Consider the following 19773-nt stretch of genomic DNA (forward strand, 5'->3'; position numbering starts at 1 on the left):
CTGTTTCTAATTATTGCTTAACTGCTTTCATCGACAAACTAATTCGCTTTAATTTCTCGTTGACTTCTAGTACTCGCACTTTCACAACTTGTCCCACCTTTACAATTTTCTTGGGATCGTCAACGAACCTATCCGCAAGTTGGGAAATATGCACCAAACCATCTTGATGTACGCCGATATCAACAAAGGCACCGAAGTTAGCGACATTGGTAATCATTCCCTCTAGTTCCATTCCTTCCTTTAAGTCGGTAATTTCCTTAATTCCTTCTTTGAAGGTGGCGTACTTGAACTCAGCACGGGGATCTCTCCCTGGTTTTTCGAGTTCGCTGAGGATATCGCGCAGTGTGGGTTCCCCGACGGTATCGGTTACGTATTTTTTCAGGTTGGTTTTTTTGAGTTTTTCGGCAATTTGCGTCACCTGATTTAATGGCACATTTAAATCCGATGCGATCGCCTCTACTACAGCATAACTCTCTGGATGCACTGCTGTATTATCTAATGGATTGTCACCACCGCGAATTCGCAGAAAACCCGCTGCTTGTTCAAAAGCTTTTGGCCCCAATTTCGCAACTTTCAACAGTTGACGGCGATTTTTAAAGGCTCCGTTTTGGTTGCGATGGGCAACAATATTATTAGCCACTGCTGCGGTAATTCCTGAGACGGAAGTTAGCAGTTCTTTGGAGGCGGTATTTAAGTCTACACCTACGTAGTTAACGCAGCTTTCTACAGTTTCATCCAATTTCTTTTTCAACAACTTTTGATCGACATCGTGCTGGTATTGTCCCACACCAATGGATTTGGGATCGATTTTCACCAGTTCCGCCAAGGGGTCTTGCAAACGCCGGCCGATACTAATTGCCCCACGCACGGTAACATCTAAATTGGGAAATTCTTCCAACGCCACTTTACTCGCAGAATATATAGATGCACCAGACTCGTTCACTATCACCTTAACTGGTTTGCGTTCCATAGTTTGGAGAACTTCCGAAACAAACTCCTCTGTTTCGCGGGATGCTGTACCGTTACCAATGGCGATTAACTCAATTTTGTACTTTTCAAGCAGATTTTTGATGGTTTGTGCAGCTTTAAGCCTTTGTTCGGCTGCTTGGTGAGGAAATACCGCTTGATATTCCAAAAATTTCCCCGTTTCGTCCAGAACTACAACTTTACACCCAGTTCTAAATCCGGGATCTATGGCTAGGGTTGGTTTCATTCCGGCTGGTGCAGACAACAACAACTCCCGCAGATTTGTTTCAAATGTCTTGATTGATTCTATATCTGCGTAGGTTTTTTTCTCAGAAACCACCTCTCCCATTAGAGATACTTTCATTAAACGGTTGAATGCATCCTTTAACATTGCTTGATAAAAATCGCGAATTGTTCGGACTTTAGTTTTGATTTCTTGAGATTCCAGATAATAAAGTACCGTATCTTCATCGAAAGCAATTTCAAAGCTTAATACTTTCTCTGCTTCACCGCGACACAAGGCCAGCATATTGTGGGGTGCAATATTTTTTACCTTGATTTGATAGTTTCGGTACATCTCAAATTTGGTTGTACCTTCAGGGTAATCATCTTTGATGCGGGAGACAAACACTCCTTCTTCAAGAAAATAATCGCGGATATGTGCGCGTAACTCAGCTTTTTCAGCGACCTCTTCCGCTAAGATGTCAGCAGCACCTTTGAGCGCTTCTTCTGGTGTTTTTACTCCCTTGGCTTCCGAAATATACTTAGCTGCTGCTTCCTCCAAAGAAGCATTAACAGCGTTTTTGGCATTTAGCGACTTGATGAATTCCGCTAGGGGTTCGAGTCCTTTTTCCCTGGCGATGGTAGCGCGGGTGCGTCGCTTTGGTCGATACGGTAAGTATAGATCTTCAAGTTCTGTTTTTTGTAAACAAGATGCGATCTTCGCTTTGAGTTCGTCTGTAAGTTTACCTTGTTCGGCGATCGCATTTAAAATGACAGACTTACGTTCTTCTAGTTCTGTTAAATAAGTATATCTATCAGCTAGTTCCCGAAGTTGCACTTCATTCATTTCATTAGTGCGCTCTTTACGGTAGCGTGCAATAAACGGAATCGTTGCACCCTCCGCCAAAAGTTCTAACGCGTTTTGTACTTGGTGGGGTTTGAGGTTTAATTCAGTTGCCAGTAATTGAGGAATGTTCAGCATCGAGTCTTACAGTTGAAAATGCTACTCCTAAAGCTAATATGCTAAATCGTTTTACCGAAACCAGCCCAAAGTTTTAAGCTAATTTACTGGATGACTTTTTTCCTTGATTTCCTTAACCACGATAACGTGGCCGTAGGACTATTTGTCGCCCGACTAGGGTGTAAAATAAGAGATTGCATAATCTTGACTTTTACTAAGATTTATATCGATAGACTGTTGTGGCTAAAACCTTCTTGGATGTAAAATTAACCACAATTCCAAAAACTTTTATAAACACCACATTTTTAGTCCATAGGTAATTGACAATGGCTTTGTTTTTCCTGATACCACTGTGTACGGCTTTAGCTACTGGCTACCTATTTAAAAAGAGTACTGATGAAATTGCATATCTCGCCGGGGTTTTTGCAGCTATTAGCCTCATTTTAAGTTTAGTATTAGCACCCTGGCAGATTCAGTTTGCATTGTTAATAGTTGTCTTCGCTATTACTAACAAGCTTTTGCAAGAAAATGACTCAAAACCGACTCAACTTACACAAAAATCACCTAGAGAAACTAAATGATCGCAACCGACACAATTAAATTTCTCTCAACTCGAAAATGCTGCCAATTATCCAGATAGTTGCTCAAATCAAGCCATGAACGCGGCTTTTTGACCTGTGAGCATGGTTTTGATTTATTTCAACTGACTTTTTAAATATAAATATTTCCTAACAAACTAGCTTTATATTCTACTCACCATATTAACCCGATCCTAAGTAAGGTAAGTCAACTTTTCCAGACTTAATTTACAAGAATTTCCAGTATCAAATCACGTTTTAATATCTAAACCAAAGTATGATTTTCTTACTTACTGTGTATCCAAACAAACTAGCAAGAAAGTGAGAACTCAAATATCTAAATTGGTAAATTATTACAGTTAGAGAAAAAACGATTCAACTTCTACTTTTTTGTCTGTGTTTACCGCTTGAAAGCAGTATCTTTTGGTTCTATCTTTAGCTATCACCTCGGCTACTATTCTGAAAATTATGCTATGGCAAAATAAACTTTAGGCTTTATAATTTCTTTAGAACTGAAAGAAAATTGCAACTTCGGCAAATTTATTACCGAAAAAGTGCTTTATAAATTTCCAGTTTTGACGAAATAAAAATTTATATAGCAGATAAGTCTATTAGGTTTCTTGTAAAAGTTCTGCTTTTAGCTTTCTCCTTGGCACTTTCATATCAGACCAAGAATGATTGATACAACAGACTCTGCGATCTGCACTCACAAAGAAAAATGAAAATTTCTCTTCCTTGCAATGTACCATGTATTATGACTGATTTCAAGGAAACTACTGACGGTAAAAATCCACAACTAACAATGAAAAAGGTTTCCTCCCCTAGTCCCTACTACCTTTTTCTGGCTAGTCTAGTGTAAGGAGGTCGGTGTTGAAAATCGTCGTGATGACGAGGCAGAAAGCAGAAGCACAAGGCAGAAGGGAAGAGCTTTTTGAGCAACTTTACTTTCCGTTACATACTTCGGTTTTTGGGTCATTCTACTTATAAATTTATTGTTTAGATGGATTTTAGTAAAGTAAATTTTTGATGTGGAATTGCCTTTTTTAGAAGTTCAGGAGCCAAAAGCCAATAAAAATACACAATGCAAGCAAGTAAAAATTTACATAGAAGAGACTGTCTATTTTATGAAGTTTTTGTTTAAGTAGATTTTCAACAAGTAAATTTTTCATGAAGTACAGCGATAAATTTGCAACATGCTTTTCTCGTGGTATTCTAGTAAGTAATTACATGTAGCAATAACTTTTGAGAAACAACTCTAGTAAAAACTATATGTAATCAATAAAAATCAACGAAAATCAATTAGACGTAACACCGATAATGTAAAAACACTTGAATCCTAATTCAATTGCTATGAAATCCGAATCGTCTTAGCCTGCCTTAGTTGAGATTAACGCTTCCTCTCATCAGAGCTTGAGTTTAGACATTGAGTAAAGTTTCGATAAAGCTCTAAAGTAATTCATCTATTTCAAGATTTTACTATAGAGCTTAAGATATTTTGCTAATTATTGTATTCGATGTCCAAATAGAGCAGAAAAACAAATTCAGCGACTTAGTTTCCAGCCTAGCTCACAACTATATATGTGAGGTTGAAGATACTTTATACAGAGGAGCAAAAAAATTAATAAACTCTCCACTACTAAATTGCAGGAAATTATTAATTTGAGTAGGTTCTAAAAGATAAAGTTAATAGCTTGACAATTTCAGTACTGTATTCAACCAGATTTCTACAGGAAGATACATAAAACTGATGAAACTTAATGGATGGATTGATAAAATTTTTACAATCCATGTTTACTGGCTGAAATGTTAAGAATGAGTATCCTCACCAAATATAGCGATCGCCCATTGGTAAACTTTATCTAGAAGGAATTGTTGGCAAAGCTGTTAATCTTTAGTATACGTGTATAGTGTGTTACATTTCCTAATAGTCATGAAGTGTGGGCGATTGGCTGCGAAATATGGCAAGCTGGCATGATGGACAACTATATATCCAAAGTTGATATTACTTAGTTTTGAACTTTTAGGACATGAGCTTCAATGGTCATTTTGATCTCAGTTCCTTCAACCCAAACCTCTGAATTTTCTTGTCTATTTGCTGAAATGAGAGGTCAAATTGCTGGGAAAGTGTGACCGAAATCCAAAATTTTTAAGTTAATACTTATTATTACCATTGAGGTAAATATATTATGAGATCTATATTACAAAATTCCCGTTTTCAAATAACTTCCTATATTATCTTACTGGTTAGCATTTTATTTAGTATTTCTGGACAATTGCTGATGAAACATACCATGAGCAATAGCCATGCAGGACTATTGAATTGGCAATTTCTTCAGCAATTGGCATTATCTGTGGCTGTTTATTGTTTAGGAATAGTAAGTTGGATATTAGCTTTGCGAACAGTAAAACTGAGTATTGCTTATCCAGTAACTAGCCTAAACTATGTCGGCATATTTTTAGGTTCGTATTATTTTTTTAATGAAGTAATTACACTAACTCGAATATTAGGAGTTCTCACTATTTTTACTGGTGTTCTTTTAGTGGTTATTCCCATAAAGAAGTCACAATAATTTTATAGTTAACTATCCCAGAAAGTATTAAAAAATGGACATCATAAACTGGCTAAATTTAATGTTTGTAGTTTTGCTTGGAACAGTGGCTAATGTATCCCTAAAGTACGGACTTTACATAACCAACTCTAGCAAAGAAGGAAGCGCATCGATTCGCAATTTGGTATTCTCTCCTTATTTTGCGATTTGGTTTATTTGCTATGGATTCATGACTTTATTGTGGCTGTATGTATTGCGGACAGTTCCTCTGAGCCAAGCATTTCCAGTTCTGGGATTAATGTATGCACTTATACCTATTGCTTCTTACTATCTTCTTAAAGAGAAGGTTGTATTGAGCCAGTGGCTAGGAATTTCAATTATCATCACTGGTGTAATACTTGTTGTACATTAATAGCTCAATCAGCTATCACCTTTAACAAAGTCGAAAGATAAATTTGAACAACATACCCAAGAAATATTTAAGTTTATGAAAATAGGCATCATTGGTGGAGGAATAACTGGATTAGTATTAGCCCAACGCCTTTCAAACCAAGGACATATAGTAACTGTTTTTGATAACAGCAAGCAGCTTGGTGGACTTACTACCTATCATGATTACGGGTTATTTACCTGGGATCGCTTTTATCACGTTATTCTACCTTCTGATACTCATTTAATAAATTTTATAAGAGATATTGGTCTTGGAGATAAACTACGTTGGCATCGTAGTTTAACGGGTTTTTATGACAATAAAAAGTTTTATTCTATCAGTAATGCTATAGAATTTTTGCGTTTTCCTTTGTTTGGGCTGATTGGAAAAATTAGATTAGCTTTTACTCTTTTATATGGTTCGCGCATCAATGATTGGCAGCGTCTAGAAAAGATTTTAGTTGAAGATTGGCTATTAAAACTTGGTGGTAAAAATACATACGAAAAGCTTTGGAAACCCTTACTTCTTTCAAAATTAGGAGAAAACTATAAGCGAATCTCAGCTGTTTTTATTTGGGCTTACATCAGAAGATTGTTTTCAGCGCGGGATTCTTCATTAAGTAAAGAACAACTTGGTTATGTTTCTGGCGGTTATAAAACTGTAATAGACCGTTTAGAAGAATTAATTAAGGCATCTGGAGGTCAGGTTCGCACAAGTACTGCGGTAGAGTATATTGCACCTGCTCAAGAAGGTGGAATTTGGGTAGAATCTCAAGGGAAAAAAGAACATTTTGATAAAGTCATATTTACCGGCCCGGTTAATGTCCTACAACAAGTTGTTGCAAATGACCTAGTGAAAGTTTCCCAAAGTGAAACAGTAGAGTACCTGGGCGTAATTTGCATGACACTTATTACTCGTAAGGCTTTAATTCCTTATTACGTAGTAAATATTGCCGATAGAAATATTCCGTTTACTGGAGTTATCGGCATGAGTAACCTAGTTTCTTTGCAAGAAACTGCGGGATATCACATGACATTCCTACCAAAATATATCCTTTCTACCGACCCATTGTTAAAACAGCCAGATGATGAATTGCGACAAGTATTTTTCCAAGGTATACGTTTGATGTTTCCAGAACTCAAACAAGATGACATTGTAGCAGCACACATAAATAGGGCGATGAAGGTACAACCACTACAAGTTTTAAACTATTCAAATCTTGTTCCTAAAGTGAGTACTGAAAACGCTGATTTTTTTGTTGTGAATACATCACAGTTCGTGAATGATAGCGTTAATAACAACGCTGTGGTCAGACATGTTGATGAATTCCTCAAAAAATCAACATTACTAAATTCTTGAAATTTGAGTACTGGTATTTTCAAAATTACACGAGGCATTTATGACTCTTTTTATTCTTTTACCCGCATACAACGAAGAAGCATCAATTCCCCCATTGTTCAAAAGATTTCAGGCATTGCAGGAAATCTCTAAGATGGACATCCAGCTGATTTTAGTTGATGATGGCAGTAGCGATCGCACTGCTGAAACTGCCATAGAACAATCTCAATCGCTGGGTGTATCGCTGAAATTGGTACAACATGCTAAAAATGGTGGTTTAGGTCAAGCAATTAAAACAGGCTTCACAACTTTCTTAGAAATTTCTCAAGAAGGTGATTTTTTAGCCGCAATGGATTGCGATGATACTCAACCACCAGAACTCTTAATCAAAATGTATGACACTACCATCGCTGATGGTTATGATATTGCGATCGCATCTAGATATCGCAAAGGCTCAAAAGTCATCGGCTTATCAAAATTTAGAGAGTTCATGAGCTACGGAGCAAGTTGGCTATTTAGAATTGCAGCTCGCGTTCCAGGTGTTAGAGATTACACCTGTGGTTACAGACTCTATAACCGGACTTTGCTCAGTAAACTTGATGCCTATTATGGCGACAATCTCTTCACAGAAAGTGGATTTGCTTGCATGATAGATTTACTGCTCAAAGCTAAAGTATTCAAACCGAGAATTGTAGAAATTCCAATGGTTTTGAGATACGATCAAAAGCCGACTGCCAGCAAAATGAAAGTTCTTAAAACTATTGTTCGCACGCTGAAGGTTTTGTTTAAAAATATATCATCCCCAAGACCAGTTCCGAATTTAGATCGAACTTTCGATGGTCGAGAAACAGTAAGAATTCCCTTGAAAATAGCAAATCGTAAATAAACCTAAGAGGAGAATCTGGATCGAATTAACCTTATCAGCAAATAAAATTACATATTTTGTAGGAGTTATATTAATTCCGAATTCGCAATTATCACTCCATACCTGTTAGCATTTTGTGGTACTTTTGGTAAACAAAAGTGCAAACTAAATACATATAAGGCATCTCGTTTATTTGAACCACAATCTCTTCTAGGGGCGTACACCGTGCGCCCCTTTATGGTTTAGTTAGCTCAAAATTGTTGTAATAGGAGGGAAATCCACACTGCCTTACTGCCAACTGTGGCTTTCACTCATTTGTTAGACTGAACACACCAGGATTTTTCAGTCAAATCTCTGAATTCCGCCAGCAGACGAGGCTACCCATGCTTACAAGTACGCTACTTCTCTCGAATCAACTTCCCACTCTACAATATTCTTCCACCCCAGAGCGTTTCGATGAAACCTGGGAAGCCCCACTGGCTACCCTCCTGGGACTAGGACGCGCCGCCGGTGCTGACTTCATCGAATTCTTCTTAGAACGTCGCAACTACATTAGTTCTCTTGCAGAAGACGACGCCATCACCAGCATTTCACCGAGTTTGTCTACAGGCGCCGGAGTCAGAGTCTTTCGCGGTAAAGCCGACTGCTACGTCAGCACTAATGACCTTTCCTTTTCGGGTTTGAAAGCAGCCTTAGAAAAAGGTCTTTCGATTTTGGGGTTACACCTACCCGCACCTAGTTCCTTCATTCCGGAAATCTACCTCGAATTACTCAGAGATTACGCCACCAAAAGAGGCAAAGATGCTTGGCTACCAGCGTGTAGTTCCATCCGCGAAATGGGAGAAGTCCTCCTTGATGGTACTGCTTACCTGAAACAAAAAGCCAGCCACATCCAATCGCGCCGCGCTAGTTATTTTCGAGATTGGCAAGAAGTTTTAGTCGCCGCCAGTGATGGTACTTTTGCCCGTGACATTCGCCTCACTCAATCAGTAGGCTTTAACCTGTTGTGTGCCGATGGTGCTAATCGCACCTCAATTGGCGATCGCGCCGGTAACACCAGCGATGCCAACTTCTTAAGAACCTGGGACTATCAACAAGCTGCCGAGAAAATATCAGAATCTGCTGGGAAAATGCTCTATGCAGATTACGTGGAATCAGGAACTTACCCCATAATTATGGCCAATCACTTTGGCGGCGTAATCTTCCACGAAGCTTGCGGACATCTCCTAGAAACCACTCAAATCGAACGCAATACCTCTCCCTTTGCTGATAAAAAAGGCCAAAAAATTGCCCACGAAAGTTTAACAGCTTGGGATGAAGGACGTTCTGACAATGCCTTCGGAACAATTGATATGGACGACGAAGGTATGCCCGCCCAAAGAACCCTCTTAATTGAAAAAGGCGTTCTCAAAAACTTCTTAGCAGATAGAACAGGTTCCACACTCACCGGACACCCCAGAACGGGAAGCGGACGCCGCCAAAACTATACCTTTGCCGCCGCTAGCCGGATGCGTAATACTTATATTGATTCTGGCGACTACACCATTGAAGATATATTTGCCTCTATTGATAAAGGCATTTACTGTAAAAAAATGGGTGGCGGTAGCGTTGGTGCCACAGGTCAATTTAACTTTGGTGTCGATGAAGCTTATTTGATTGAAAATGGCAAAATTACCAAGCCATTAAAAGGAGCAATTTTGATTGGTGAAGCCACGGAAATTATGAATAAAATTTCCATGTGTTCCCAAGATTTAGAAATTGCCCCAGGTTTTTGTGGTTCCGTCAGCGGCAGTATTTACACCACAGTCGGACAACCACACATCAAAGTTAATTCTATTACCGTGGGCGGAAGATAATAATTTTGGATTTTAGATTTTGATTTTGGATTTTCAACCAGCCAAAGCTACATCTAAATCTGCATAATATTAAACTCTACATTTCTTGTGGGGTGGGCCGGAAAGCCCGCCCTAAATATAAGAGTTTTATGTGCAATACCTTAAAATCCAAAATCCTAAATCTAATATTCCAAATAAATAGCTGCTAATCCCAAATCTCAAATCCCAAATCTCAAATTGGTCATGCCGAATATCAATGAAATCGCAAATTACGCCAAGGAAAATGCTGATAGACTTGGCATCAAAAAATTTGACATTTATGGCTCAACAGTAGATGATACTAACGTGCAAGTAGATCGAGGAGAGCCAAAACAAGTCAAAGCTTCAAATCGCTCTGGCGTTACCGTTCGTGTCTGGAATGAAGATAATACAATGGGCGTCACTAGCACCACGGACGTAGATCCCAAAGGATTAGAATTAGCTTTGAAAACTGCTTACGAAGCCAGTTTTTTTGGTGTTAAAGAAAATGTCCCTGATTTTAGCCCGGAAGCTACTATTCCTATTCCCAACAAACCTGAAAACAAAGCACCCCAAGCACCCGTAGCTGAACTTATAGACAAACTATTGCTAGCCGAAAAAGAATTACTAGCAGCCCATCCAGCAATTCAAGGTGTACCGTATAATAGCTTAGCCCAAAGAGATATTGATAGATTTTATCTCAATAGCGACGGTGCCCTCAGAACTGAATCTCACTCGTTTGCGTCAATTTATCTTTACAGTAAAACAGAAGAAGAAGGAAAAAAACCTCGCAGTGCAGGTGCTTTTAGAATCAACCACGGTTTAGAGAATCTAGACATAAATGGTTGCATCAAAGAAACCGCAGACAAAACTATCAGCCACTTGAATTACGAAAAAATTCAAAGTGGAAAATATCGGGTAGTTTTCTCACCCGAAGCTTTTTTAAGTTTGTTGGGCGCTTTTTCTAACTTGTTCAATGCCCAAAATATTTTGGATAAACAAAGTTTATCTACTCCTGACGATTTAGGCAAAGAAATTGCTTCCCCTCTGCTTTCAGTTTACGATGATGCACTACATCCAGCTAACATAGGCGCAGAAAGTTTTGATGGTGAGGGTACTCCAACTCGTCAAATTTCGCTGATTGAAAATGGCATTTTAAAAAGCTTTCTCCATAGTGCCGGCACTGCCAAAAGGTTAAATGCTCAACCTACAGGTAACGCCAGTATTGGTGCAAAAGTCAGCGTCAGCCCCAATTTTTATCACGTTTTTACGACAGCAACGCCTGAGCAAGAATTTAGCTTAGAAACTGCGGAAAACGTAATTCTTATTGATGATTTACGGGCCCTTCATGCAGGGGTAAAATCATTGCAAGGTTCATTTTCCTTGCCGTTTGATGGTTGGTTAGTAAACAAAGGTGTGAAAACGAGTATAGAGTCAGCAACAGTAGCTGGTGATTTCTTGGAACTGTTGAAGTCAATTATTTATGTAGAAAAAGAGGTGGAGTTAACACCAGGGGGAGTTTGTCCAAGAATCTGGGTGAATGAACTAGCGATTACTGGTGAATAAATTTTAGATTTTAAATTTTGGATTTTGGATTGTCAGATTCAAAATCCAAAATTGTTTAATATTTTCTGAAGTTTCTACACAGAGTCAATCCAAAATCCAAAATCCAAAATTGATTAATATTCACCACCAACGCTAATAGCAGTATTAAATACATCAGCACCGCTTAAATCGATATTAGCCAAAATTGCACCATTTACATCACTATTATATAAACGAGAATTACTCAAGTTAACATTGGTGAGATTAGCATTATTTAAGATAGTATCGCTAACGAATGCTTCTTCAAGATTAGCAGAACTCAAATTAGCACCAGTCAAATCAGCACCTTCTAAGTTGGCACCCTCTAAGTTGGCACCTTTCAAATTTGCATTTCTCAAATCAACACCTATTAGATGAGCGCCTTTGAGATTTGCTCCTGTTAAATCACATCCAAAACATTCTCTAGTTTCCAGCAAACGCCGGACAGGGGCGGAGTTTTCAGCTTTGACGGATATAGGAGCAGCAAAAGATAGCGTAGTGAGTAAAGCTGCTGCCGTCAAAAATATTGGTTTCATATTTATTTACCTCCGACACTTCTAAAAGCCATGAAATTCTTGACTTTTATAGTTAAATCTTCCCAAAATTCCAGAGTTGCGTCTTCATGCGATCGGAAGAAGAGATAATATCTTTGAGACCATGTATTTTGCCCTAAAATAATCCTATGGTATTAAAATCAAAAGATTGTTACCAATAACTTTAGGCATACGTAATCCTAAATAATTCGTGAAAAATTAGGGGATCTCGACAGCGCGAATTTCTGCAAAATGGTATTATGTCGCCACTATTGAAATTAACTTTATGGTTACCAGCCCATTGACATTAAAGCTAGACACAGTTCACCTCACAGACGAACAGTTCTACCAGTTATGTCAAAATAACCGCGAGTTACAATTTGAGCGAACGGTTAAGGGAGAATTGATAATTATGCCGCCCGTTGGAGGAGAAAGTGGTAACCGTGAAGCCGACTTAATAATTGATTTGGGCATTTGGAATCGGCAAACTGACCTCGGTTATACTTTTAGTTCCTCTACCATCTTTAAATTACCCAATGGAGCAGACCGTTCGTCTGACGCTGCTTGGGTGCAACGAGAACGTTGGCAAGCACTCACTCCCGAACAAAGACGTAAATTTCCCCCCATTGCACCGGATTTTGTCATTGAATTAAGGTCAGCAATAGATAATTTAGAAATGCTGCGCCAGAAAATGCAGGAATATCTGGATGCAGGGGTGAAATTGGCATGGTTAATTAATCCCCAACAGCAGCAAGTAGAAATTTACCGCCAAGGACAGAATGTAGAATTGCGAAATCTGCCTACACAATTATCTGGTGAAGATGTATTGCCACGATTTACCTTGAATTTATCTTGTTATTAAGCTTTACCACTGCCTAATAAATACAACAGCGCCATCCGAACGGCAACACCGCTGGTAACTTGCGATTGAATGAGACTAAATTCTGGGTCATCCATCAACTCAGAACTAATTTCGACACCACGGTTTACTGGCCCTGGATGCAAAACTTTAACATCGGGTTTACAAAGTTGCAGTTTTGTGCTTGTAATGCCAAATAGCTGATGATATTCTCGCAAACTTGGTAATAAATGAGCAGTCATCCGTTCCTTTTGCAAGCGCAAAGTCATCACAAAATCAGCATCTTGTAAAGCTGGTTCTAGCTGCCAATGAAGAAATAGTTGGGGAGTAGGGGACGCGGAGGTAATAAACTCCTGATTTGTGAATTCTGAATTCTGACTTCTGCCTTCTGATTCCAAGATGTACTCGGCGAATAGCTTGGGTAAAAGTGTGGGTGGTGCTGCCAAGTGTAGTTGGGCGCCACTGGCGATAAAACTCCAAATATTCGATCGCGCCACACGAGAATGCAAAATATCCCCAACGATCGCAATCTTTTTACCCTTTAAAAGTTCCAGTCGCGGATGATTTGGGTCAATTAAACTACAAATGGTAAATAAATCTAGCAGTGCTTGGGATGGATGTTCGTGCTGACCATCACCAGCATTCAGCACGCTAACTTTTACACCTAAACGATCCATTTCTTGAGCGATCGCATTTGGTACCCCCGCCTCCTTATGCCGGACTACCATAATATCAGTGCCCATAGCCAAATAAGTCTTCGCTGTGTCGAGAATAGTTTCTCCCTTAGTCATAGAAGACGTGGCTGCGGCAAAGTTCAATGTATCCGCACTCAAGCGTTTCGCAGCAAGTTCAAAACTGCTACGGGTGCGGGTAGAGGGTTCAAAAAATAAATTTGCCACCACCTGTCCCTGCAACGTTGGCACTTTCTTCGTCCGCCGCGATAGCACCTCTTGAAAAGAAGCCGCAGTTTGCAAAACGGTATCGTATTCAGCCGCCGTGAAGTCAGCGAGGGAAAGAACGTGGTGACGATTCCAGGTTGTTGTAGGCATATTTTAATATTGGGCATGGGGCATGGGAAATGGGCAGGGGAAAAGGTTAAAGGGAAAAGGTTAAAGGAATAAATTTAATCTTTCCCCTTTTCCCCAGTTGGTGAGCTTGCCTGTCCTGAGCTTTGTCGTTGGCGAAGCCTCTCGTAGAGAAGGGTCGAACCATACCCCTTTCCCTTTCCCCATACCCATGCCCAATGCCCCAATCCCTTCATGTTGGTAAGTGAAAAACGTTTAAAGCTAGAGAAATGAGGCTCAGGAATGTTAAAAAGCCAATTGTATCTAGCATTGTAGTCACTAATGGGCCGCTAACCAAGGCAGGGTCGAGCTTCAAACGTTTCAAAGCCATTGGCAATAAAGTACCAAGAGTCACGGCTACTATTGTATTTGTTGCCATGACCATACCGGCAATAAAAGCCACCCATCGTTCTTGGGGTCGCGCCCAAATCAAGGAAAGCAAAATCATCGTTGTGGCTAAAGCCAGTGCTGTACCTAAACCAGCGAAGATTTCCTTGCGGAGAATTTTCACAGTGTCTTTCGGTGTCACCTCTCCCACCCCCAAGCCCCGGATTGTCACGGTTAATGCTTGGATTCCCACGGTACCGCCGGTATTAGAAAAAATCGGCATGATCACTGCGAGAACTGGCACTGCGGAAATTACAGACTGAAAAGGAGCGATCGCGCTAGCTGCACCAATATACAAGGCCATGATGCCCAACAGCCAGGGTAAGCGGTTGCGGATGGTGAGTAAAGGAGAAGACAAAGCAGCTTCATCGCCACTTACACCTGCAAGTTTTTGAATATCTTCTGTGGCTTCCTCTTCCAAAATATCGATCACATCATCGATGGTGACAATCCCCACCAATCGGTCTTCCCGATCGACTACGGGAATAGCGATTAAGTCATAGCGCTTCATGACTTGGGCGACTTCTTCTTGGGAAGTTTCGGTTCTCACCTTAATGACGCGATCGCTGGCAATATCTCTGATATAAACATCGGGAAAGGTAAACAATAACTGGCGCAGTGAAACCACTCTCACCAGTGTCCGGTTGTCGTCTGTGACGTAGGCGTAGTAAATTGTCTCTTTATCTTCGTCTTGACGGCGGATTTTACTGAGGGCTTCACCTACAGTTAATCCTTCTCGTAACCGGACATATTCGGTGGTCATGACTCGGCCAGCGGTGCCTTCGGGATAACCGAGAATTGTTGCTGTGGCTTGCCTTTGTTCTGGACTCAATTCCTTTAACAGCCGTTTGATTACTCCAGCAGGTAATTCATCAAATAATTCTGCTCTTTCATCAGGACTCATCGCTTCTACAAGCTGCGCTACTTGTACATCATGTAGGGAATTAATTAGCTCTTCTTGTACCTCTGTTGGCAGATATTCAAATACATCTATTGCCTGATTTTTGTTGAGCAAACGAAATGCGATCGCCCGTTGTTTTTCAGACAATTGTTCAATGTATTCCCCTACATCCACTGGTTGTAACCGATTTAAATCCCATTTCAATTGATTTAAATCGGTAGCATCAATCAGTGCATCCCTAAGTTCCTGTGTGAGCATGATACATACCTCCTAATATCTCCCCCGCGCTGGGAGACTGCCTCACAGCTCAGAGGAGGTTGATACTGCCATCTTGGGGACTTTGGCCCATAAAATCTCAATAATTCAATATCGATATCCAATCAGGGCATCGCTAGTCATCATCCTAACCCGGAATCGCCATCTCCGGTAGATACTGGGTAATCTTATCGGGAATTTGTGACGTTCTTCACCAGTAACCAATTTCAAGCCTTGATTTTCAGGTAATTTTCGCGTAACTTAAAGTAGATTTTACTACTGTTAGCATCTGTGTCAAGCTAATCAATATATTTCCTGGTTAACTTCATACAGCTAAAATATTTAGTATTGCCCAATTTTAAATAATTCAGATAAATATATAGAAGCGTATAACAACTGTATGTTTATCTAGGCGATCGCGTGTTAGCAACTTTTTTTAAAGCAATAGATAATGGGCAATAGGCAATAGTAAAAATAACCTGCCCTAATAACTTGGTCAATACTATTTTTCGCATAAAATTCAAAGCCTCTTCCATACAAATGGAGAGGCTTCGACATATATTTACTACAAAATAAAAAACTAGAGCTTGCTTTAAGTTGACAATAGAGAATTACTTACTTTCACTTACCCAATAGAACGCTTAAGTGAACCATCAGCGTATAACTCTAGTGGTACTAATTCAATTTTTCCATTAACTTTCACTTGAGAGTAAACCACTTTCACTAACTGAGCATGATTTTCGTTGTAACGCAGAGACATAATTAATCTCCTTTTAGATAGGCTTTTGTTGTGTTAAAAGGTTTTTATACCTACTGATGTGCTCGATGTGTTTCTGGCTAACGTTGCCTATTTTCAAGTTATCAAAAACAAATTGAAGATCGGTATAAATTTATCTAAGTATTGATGAAGATTTGAACAAATGTTGTATTTGAGTCCAACTTCACTAAAATTCAGTACCTAGAAGCCTGTTAACACGAGATAATAATAAACTCACACCACCCTGGGCTGTTTCCCATCAACCATTACAAAACTTATTCTAATTAAGTTTAGGTCGTTCGCTTCACAGCCACAGGATAGAACTTCCGATGCTCCTGCCAACAAAATTATGAAAACATCTACCGAATTGCAAACTCGCCTAGAGTATTACTATCAACAAATAAAGAGGATCGTTCTCGCTCGTCAAAATCCCATCACAGGTTTACTGCCTGCGAGTACAGCAATTACAGCCCACGGCGATTATACAGATGCCTGGGTGCGGGACAATGTTTACAGCATTTTGGCAGTTTGGGGTTTAGCACTTGCATACCGCAAGATTGATGACCACGAAGGACACAATTACGAACTAGAACATAGTGTCATCAAGCTGATGCGGGGGTTACTGTTTGCAATGATGCGACAAGCTCATAAAGTAGAGACATTTAAACATACTCAATCGCTACTGGATGGGCTGCACGCCAAATACAATACCAGCACAGGGGACATCGTTGTTGGTGATGATGAATGGGGGCATTTACAACTTGATGCCACATCTTTATTTTTACTGATCTTGGCACAAATGACCGCTACGGGATTGCAAATTATTTATACGATTGATGAAGTTAATTTCGTTCAAAATTTGGTTTACTACATTGGACGAGCTTATCGCACACCAGACTATGGTATTTGGGAACGCGGTAATAAAATTAATCATGGTAATGCTGAGTTAAATGCCAGTTCCGTAGGCATGGCAAAAGCAGCTTTAGAAGCGATGAATGGGCTGGATTTGTTTGGTGTGCGTGGCAGTCAAGCATCAGTAATTCATGTGCTACCAGATGAAATTGCCCGCGCTCGAATTACTTTAGAATCCTTATTACCGAGAGAATCTGGTTCCAAAGAAATTGACGCGGCCCTGTTGAGTATTATTAGTTATCCTGCCTTTGCAGTGGAAGACTTACAACTGCGCGATCGCACTTTAAACGATATTATCAACAAACTCGCAGGTAAATATGGCTGCAAACGCTTTCTACGTGATGGACACCAAACCGTTTTAGAAGACAGCCAACGTTTGCATTACGAACCTTGGGAACTCAAGCAATTCGAGCATATTGAATGCGAATGGCCGTTATTTTTTACTTATTTAGTTTTAGATGGATTGTTTTGTGGCAAGCAAGAACAAGTTACAAAATACCAAGAACTTTTATCAACATTACTTATAGAGCAAAATGGATTATATTTGCTGCCAGAACTCTATTATGTTCCTGCCGAAAACGTAGAAGCTGAAAAATTAACACCCCAAACTCAACCACGTTTACCTAATGAGAATATTCCTTTAGTGTGGGCGCAAAGTTTATATTTCCTCGGTCAAATGTTGAATGAAGGGTTAATAGCAGTTGGTGATATCGACCCTTTAGGGAGACATTTGTGCGTTGGCAAACAGCGCGAAGTATTAGTACAAATTGCCTTGTTAGCAGAAGATGAAGATTTACAAGGCAAACTAGAAGTTCATGGAATTGAAGCCCAAACACCCACCCAAATAGAACCAATCCAGGTCAGAAAAGCTGGGGAACTTTCAGATATTTATACCCAAATTGGACGTAACAACAAACTTGGTTTAACTGGGCGTCCAGTGCGACGGTTGCGGAGTTTAACAACATCGAGAATATTTCGGATTCGCAATCAAACAATTGTATTTTTGCCATCATTCCTAGATTCCCAGCAGTTTTACTTAACCCTCGATTACCATTTTCTGCTAGATCAAATCAGAAGCGAACTAGCTTACATTCAAAAATATTGGAGCGATTTAGGGCGTCCTACCTTGACTTTAATGCTAACCCATACCATGTTAGAAATTGGTTTTGAGGCATTACTAGAATTGATGCAAGAACTCAAAGATGGAATTTGTAACGGCGTGCAAGTAAAATTAGGGCGGCTAAATCAGTTAATGCTAACAGCTGGAATACAAAGAATTGATTTTCTTGAAGATGTGGAATTTTCTCTATCGCCAGTGAAAAATGCCGGACTGCGTTGCTATTATCTGGCTTATCATCCTGAGAAAAACTGGCGCTTAGGACATACCCAAGAATTTAAGATGGAGTGTGAAACCAACTTAGGATTATTGCTTTCTTATTTGCGCTCATCAGAAAATCTTTACGAGCAAATTGAGCTATTACAAACTTTGACTCGTTTGCAAGGAATCGAATTTGATACAGGATATGGCGGCCCCGGACATGCTGTCACCGTAGCCGATTTACTAGATGAAGTTTACACCAAAGCTGGAGATTTAGGCATTTGGGCGGTGGTACGTCGGGCTGCGGGGTTGCGTAAAATGGTTGATATCAGCTTATCAGATGCGGTGACGAGTATTTTGGTGCAAGGTAAGCAAATTGCTGTGGGTAGGGCTTACAGTGAAGCTTCCTTAATTACCGTACCCATGTCACACCATGAGATTGCTGATAAGATTAGTCATTTTTGTCGTGAAGATATCCGCGATCGCGTCCTTACCCAAGAAATTTTAATCTATCTCGGAGTCCTAATCAAATCGGAACCCGAACTATTTCAGGGACTACTGACGGTGAGAGTCGGCTATCTCATTTTATTGATTACCAGCGAACTTACGCAGGAATTACATGTTACTCAAGATGAAGCATACGATCGCTTAATGCAACTTCCACCCTTTGAAGTGAAAATGCGCTTGCGTCAAGTATTAACTGGATATACTGGCATGAGTAACCTGTTACGCCAGCAAGAATCATTACACGTCAAGCAAAAAGAAAGCGATATTGATTGGGTGGTGTCACCAGGAATTTCAGAAGAAATGCAAGTTCCTTCAGGTGGTTGGCGGCGATTTCGCCAAAGCGAGGGGACGACAGGACGAGTACCAAAAGACTTTTTTAAGCAAGTTTGGCTAATAATGCAACATTGCAAAGGTTTGGTAATTGGCGATAAATTAGAGCGTCGCAATCGTTTAGATAGCGAGGTGATGTTGTCAGAAATGACAGCGGGAGAAAGGAATTTTGCTTTGTTAGTCGAACATCTGCTAAATAAAATTGAAGCTCCAGAATACCGCCAAGTTAATATTGAAGCATTAATAGAATTAGCAGCGATCGCCGCTAATAATCCCAAGCTGCAAATCGAAGAATATATAGTATTAGATGTGTTAATCGGTCATGCAGTGAGATTGGCATGGTTAGAACATCATCCAGATAAACGCGATCGCTATGATGAAGATAAGGCCAGTGCGTGGCGATCGTTTTACAACACCTCTCCTACAGATTGCGCTAGTTATATTTTGAAGGCTTTCCGATATTTAACGGAATTTGTGAAAGATTTTTAAACGCATAGCCAACAACCTCTAACTCTGACTTTGCGAACCTTTGCGTTTTCCTCTGCGCCGCTCTGCGTTAAAAAAATATCCCCTACTTCGGACGCCAAAAGTAGGGGGCTTATTA

At 39.9% G+C, this 19773-nt stretch carries 14 protein-coding genes; 9 read left to right on the plus strand and 5 right to left on the minus strand.

Annotated features, from left to right (window positions below; translation table 11 throughout):
• Window positions 1-10: 10 nt before the first annotated feature.
• The gene (locus tag NSTC745_RS07470; protein ID WP_445636584.1) at window positions 11-2170 is read right to left on the minus strand and encodes a Tex family protein; all 2160 of its coding nucleotides are present in this window, start codon (window positions 2168-2170) and stop codon (window positions 11-13) included.
• 305 nt (window positions 2171-2475) lie between these two features.
• Between NSTC745_RS07470 and NSTC745_RS07475 the strand changes: the two genes are divergently transcribed.
• The 7 genes from NSTC745_RS07475 to NSTC745_RS07505 all read left to right on the plus strand — a co-directional run bounded on the left by NSTC745_RS07475 (window position 2476) and on the right by NSTC745_RS07505 (window position 11328).
• Window positions 2476-2730 (plus strand): hypothetical protein, encoded by a 255-nt coding sequence (locus NSTC745_RS07475; protein ID WP_445636585.1) that lies wholly within the window; start codon window positions 2476-2478, stop codon window positions 2728-2730.
• A 2183-nt stretch (window positions 2731-4913) separates the two neighbouring features.
• Window positions 4914-5297, plus strand: coding sequence for a DMT family transporter (locus tag NSTC745_RS07480; protein ID WP_445636586.1), 384 nt, complete (start codon window positions 4914-4916; stop codon window positions 5295-5297).
• 34 nt (window positions 5298-5331) lie between these two features.
• Window positions 5332-5688, plus strand: coding sequence for an EamA family transporter (locus tag NSTC745_RS07485; RefSeq protein WP_445636587.1), 357 nt, complete (start codon window positions 5332-5334; stop codon window positions 5686-5688).
• A gap of 75 nt (window positions 5689-5763) precedes the next feature.
• Entirely contained in the window at window positions 5764-7065 is a 1302-nt protein-coding gene (locus tag NSTC745_RS07490) for an NAD(P)/FAD-dependent oxidoreductase (protein WP_445636588.1), read from the plus strand.
• 40 nt (window positions 7066-7105) lie between these two features.
• A complete protein-coding gene (locus NSTC745_RS07495) occupies window positions 7106-7930 on the plus strand; it encodes a glycosyltransferase family 2 protein (RefSeq protein ID WP_445636589.1) in 825 nt (274 codons plus the stop codon).
• A gap of 362 nt (window positions 7931-8292) precedes the next feature.
• Window positions 8293-9765 (plus strand): TldD/PmbA family protein, encoded by a 1473-nt coding sequence (locus tag NSTC745_RS07500; protein WP_445636590.1) that lies wholly within the window; start codon window positions 8293-8295, stop codon window positions 9763-9765.
• Between the two features lie 222 nt (window positions 9766-9987).
• Entirely contained in the window at window positions 9988-11328 is a 1341-nt protein-coding gene (locus NSTC745_RS07505) for a TldD/PmbA family protein (RefSeq protein ID WP_445636591.1), read from the plus strand.
• Window positions 11329-11441: 113 nt separating this feature from the next.
• Here the strand turns inward: NSTC745_RS07505 and NSTC745_RS07510 are convergent, their stop codons facing one another.
• Window positions 11442-11882, minus strand: coding sequence for a pentapeptide repeat-containing protein (locus NSTC745_RS07510; RefSeq protein WP_445636592.1), 441 nt, complete (start codon window positions 11880-11882; stop codon window positions 11442-11444).
• Between the two features lie 283 nt (window positions 11883-12165).
• On the opposite strand from NSTC745_RS07510, the gene NSTC745_RS07515 reads away from it, so the two are divergent.
• Window positions 12166-12741, plus strand: coding sequence for a Uma2 family endonuclease (locus NSTC745_RS07515; protein WP_445636593.1), 576 nt, complete (start codon window positions 12166-12168; stop codon window positions 12739-12741).
• Here NSTC745_RS07515 and NSTC745_RS07520 read toward each other — a convergent pair.
• The 3 genes from NSTC745_RS07520 to NSTC745_RS07530 form a co-directional block, all read right to left on the minus strand.
• Complete coding sequence (locus tag NSTC745_RS07520; RefSeq protein WP_445636594.1) at window positions 12738-13787, minus strand: aspartate carbamoyltransferase catalytic subunit; 1050 nt, start codon at window positions 13785-13787, stop codon at window positions 12738-12740. The two genes, NSTC745_RS07515 and NSTC745_RS07520, sit on opposite strands and share 4 nt — an antisense overlap.
• 208 nt (window positions 13788-13995) lie before the next feature.
• Entirely contained in the window at window positions 13996-15348 is a 1353-nt protein-coding gene (gene mgtE / locus NSTC745_RS07525) for a magnesium transporter (RefSeq protein WP_445636595.1), read from the minus strand.
• Between the two features lie 622 nt (window positions 15349-15970).
• Window positions 15971-16105, minus strand: coding sequence for a hypothetical protein (locus tag NSTC745_RS07530; protein WP_255264324.1), 135 nt, complete (start codon window positions 16103-16105; stop codon window positions 15971-15973).
• 346 nt (window positions 16106-16451) lie between these two features.
• Between NSTC745_RS07530 and NSTC745_RS07535 the strand changes: the two genes are divergently transcribed.
• Entirely contained in the window at window positions 16452-19658 is a 3207-nt protein-coding gene (locus NSTC745_RS07535; RefSeq protein ID WP_445636596.1) for a glycoside hydrolase family 15 protein, read from the plus strand.
• Window positions 19659-19773: the final 115 nt, after the last annotated feature.

The organism is Nostoc sp. DSM 114161 (assembly GCF_052692665.1).

Coding starts and splice junctions, on each gene's coding strand:
- NSTC745_RS07470 (WP_445636584.1), bottom strand. CDS start 2,170: ATGCTGAACATTCCTCAATTACTGGCAACTGAATTAAACCTCAAACCC.
- NSTC745_RS07475 (WP_445636585.1), top strand. CDS start 2,476: ATGGCTTTGTTTTTCCTGATACCACTGTGTACGGCTTTAGCTACTGGC.
- NSTC745_RS07480 (WP_445636586.1), top strand. CDS start 4,914: ATGAGATCTATATTACAAAATTCCCGTTTTCAAATAACTTCCTATATT.
- NSTC745_RS07485 (WP_445636587.1), top strand. CDS start 5,332: ATGGACATCATAAACTGGCTAAATTTAATGTTTGTAGTTTTGCTTGGA.
- NSTC745_RS07490 (WP_445636588.1), top strand. CDS start 5,764: ATGAAAATAGGCATCATTGGTGGAGGAATAACTGGATTAGTATTAGCC.
- NSTC745_RS07495 (WP_445636589.1), top strand. CDS start 7,106: ATGACTCTTTTTATTCTTTTACCCGCATACAACGAAGAAGCATCAATT.
- NSTC745_RS07500 (WP_445636590.1), top strand. CDS start 8,293: ATGCTTACAAGTACGCTACTTCTCTCGAATCAACTTCCCACTCTACAA.
- NSTC745_RS07505 (WP_445636591.1), top strand. CDS start 9,988: ATGCCGAATATCAATGAAATCGCAAATTACGCCAAGGAAAATGCTGAT.
- NSTC745_RS07510 (WP_445636592.1), bottom strand. CDS start 11,882: ATGAAACCAATATTTTTGACGGCAGCAGCTTTACTCACTACGCTATCT.
- NSTC745_RS07515 (WP_445636593.1), top strand. CDS start 12,166: ATGGTTACCAGCCCATTGACATTAAAGCTAGACACAGTTCACCTCACA.
- NSTC745_RS07520 (WP_445636594.1), bottom strand. CDS start 13,787: ATGCCTACAACAACCTGGAATCGTCACCACGTTCTTTCCCTCGCTGAC.
- mgtE (WP_445636595.1), bottom strand. CDS start 15,348: ATGCTCACACAGGAACTTAGGGATGCACTGATTGATGCTACCGATTTA.
- NSTC745_RS07530 (WP_255264324.1), bottom strand. CDS start 16,105: ATGTCTCTGCGTTACAACGAAAATCATGCTCAGTTAGTGAAAGTGGTT.
- NSTC745_RS07535 (WP_445636596.1), top strand. CDS start 16,452: ATGAAAACATCTACCGAATTGCAAACTCGCCTAGAGTATTACTATCAA.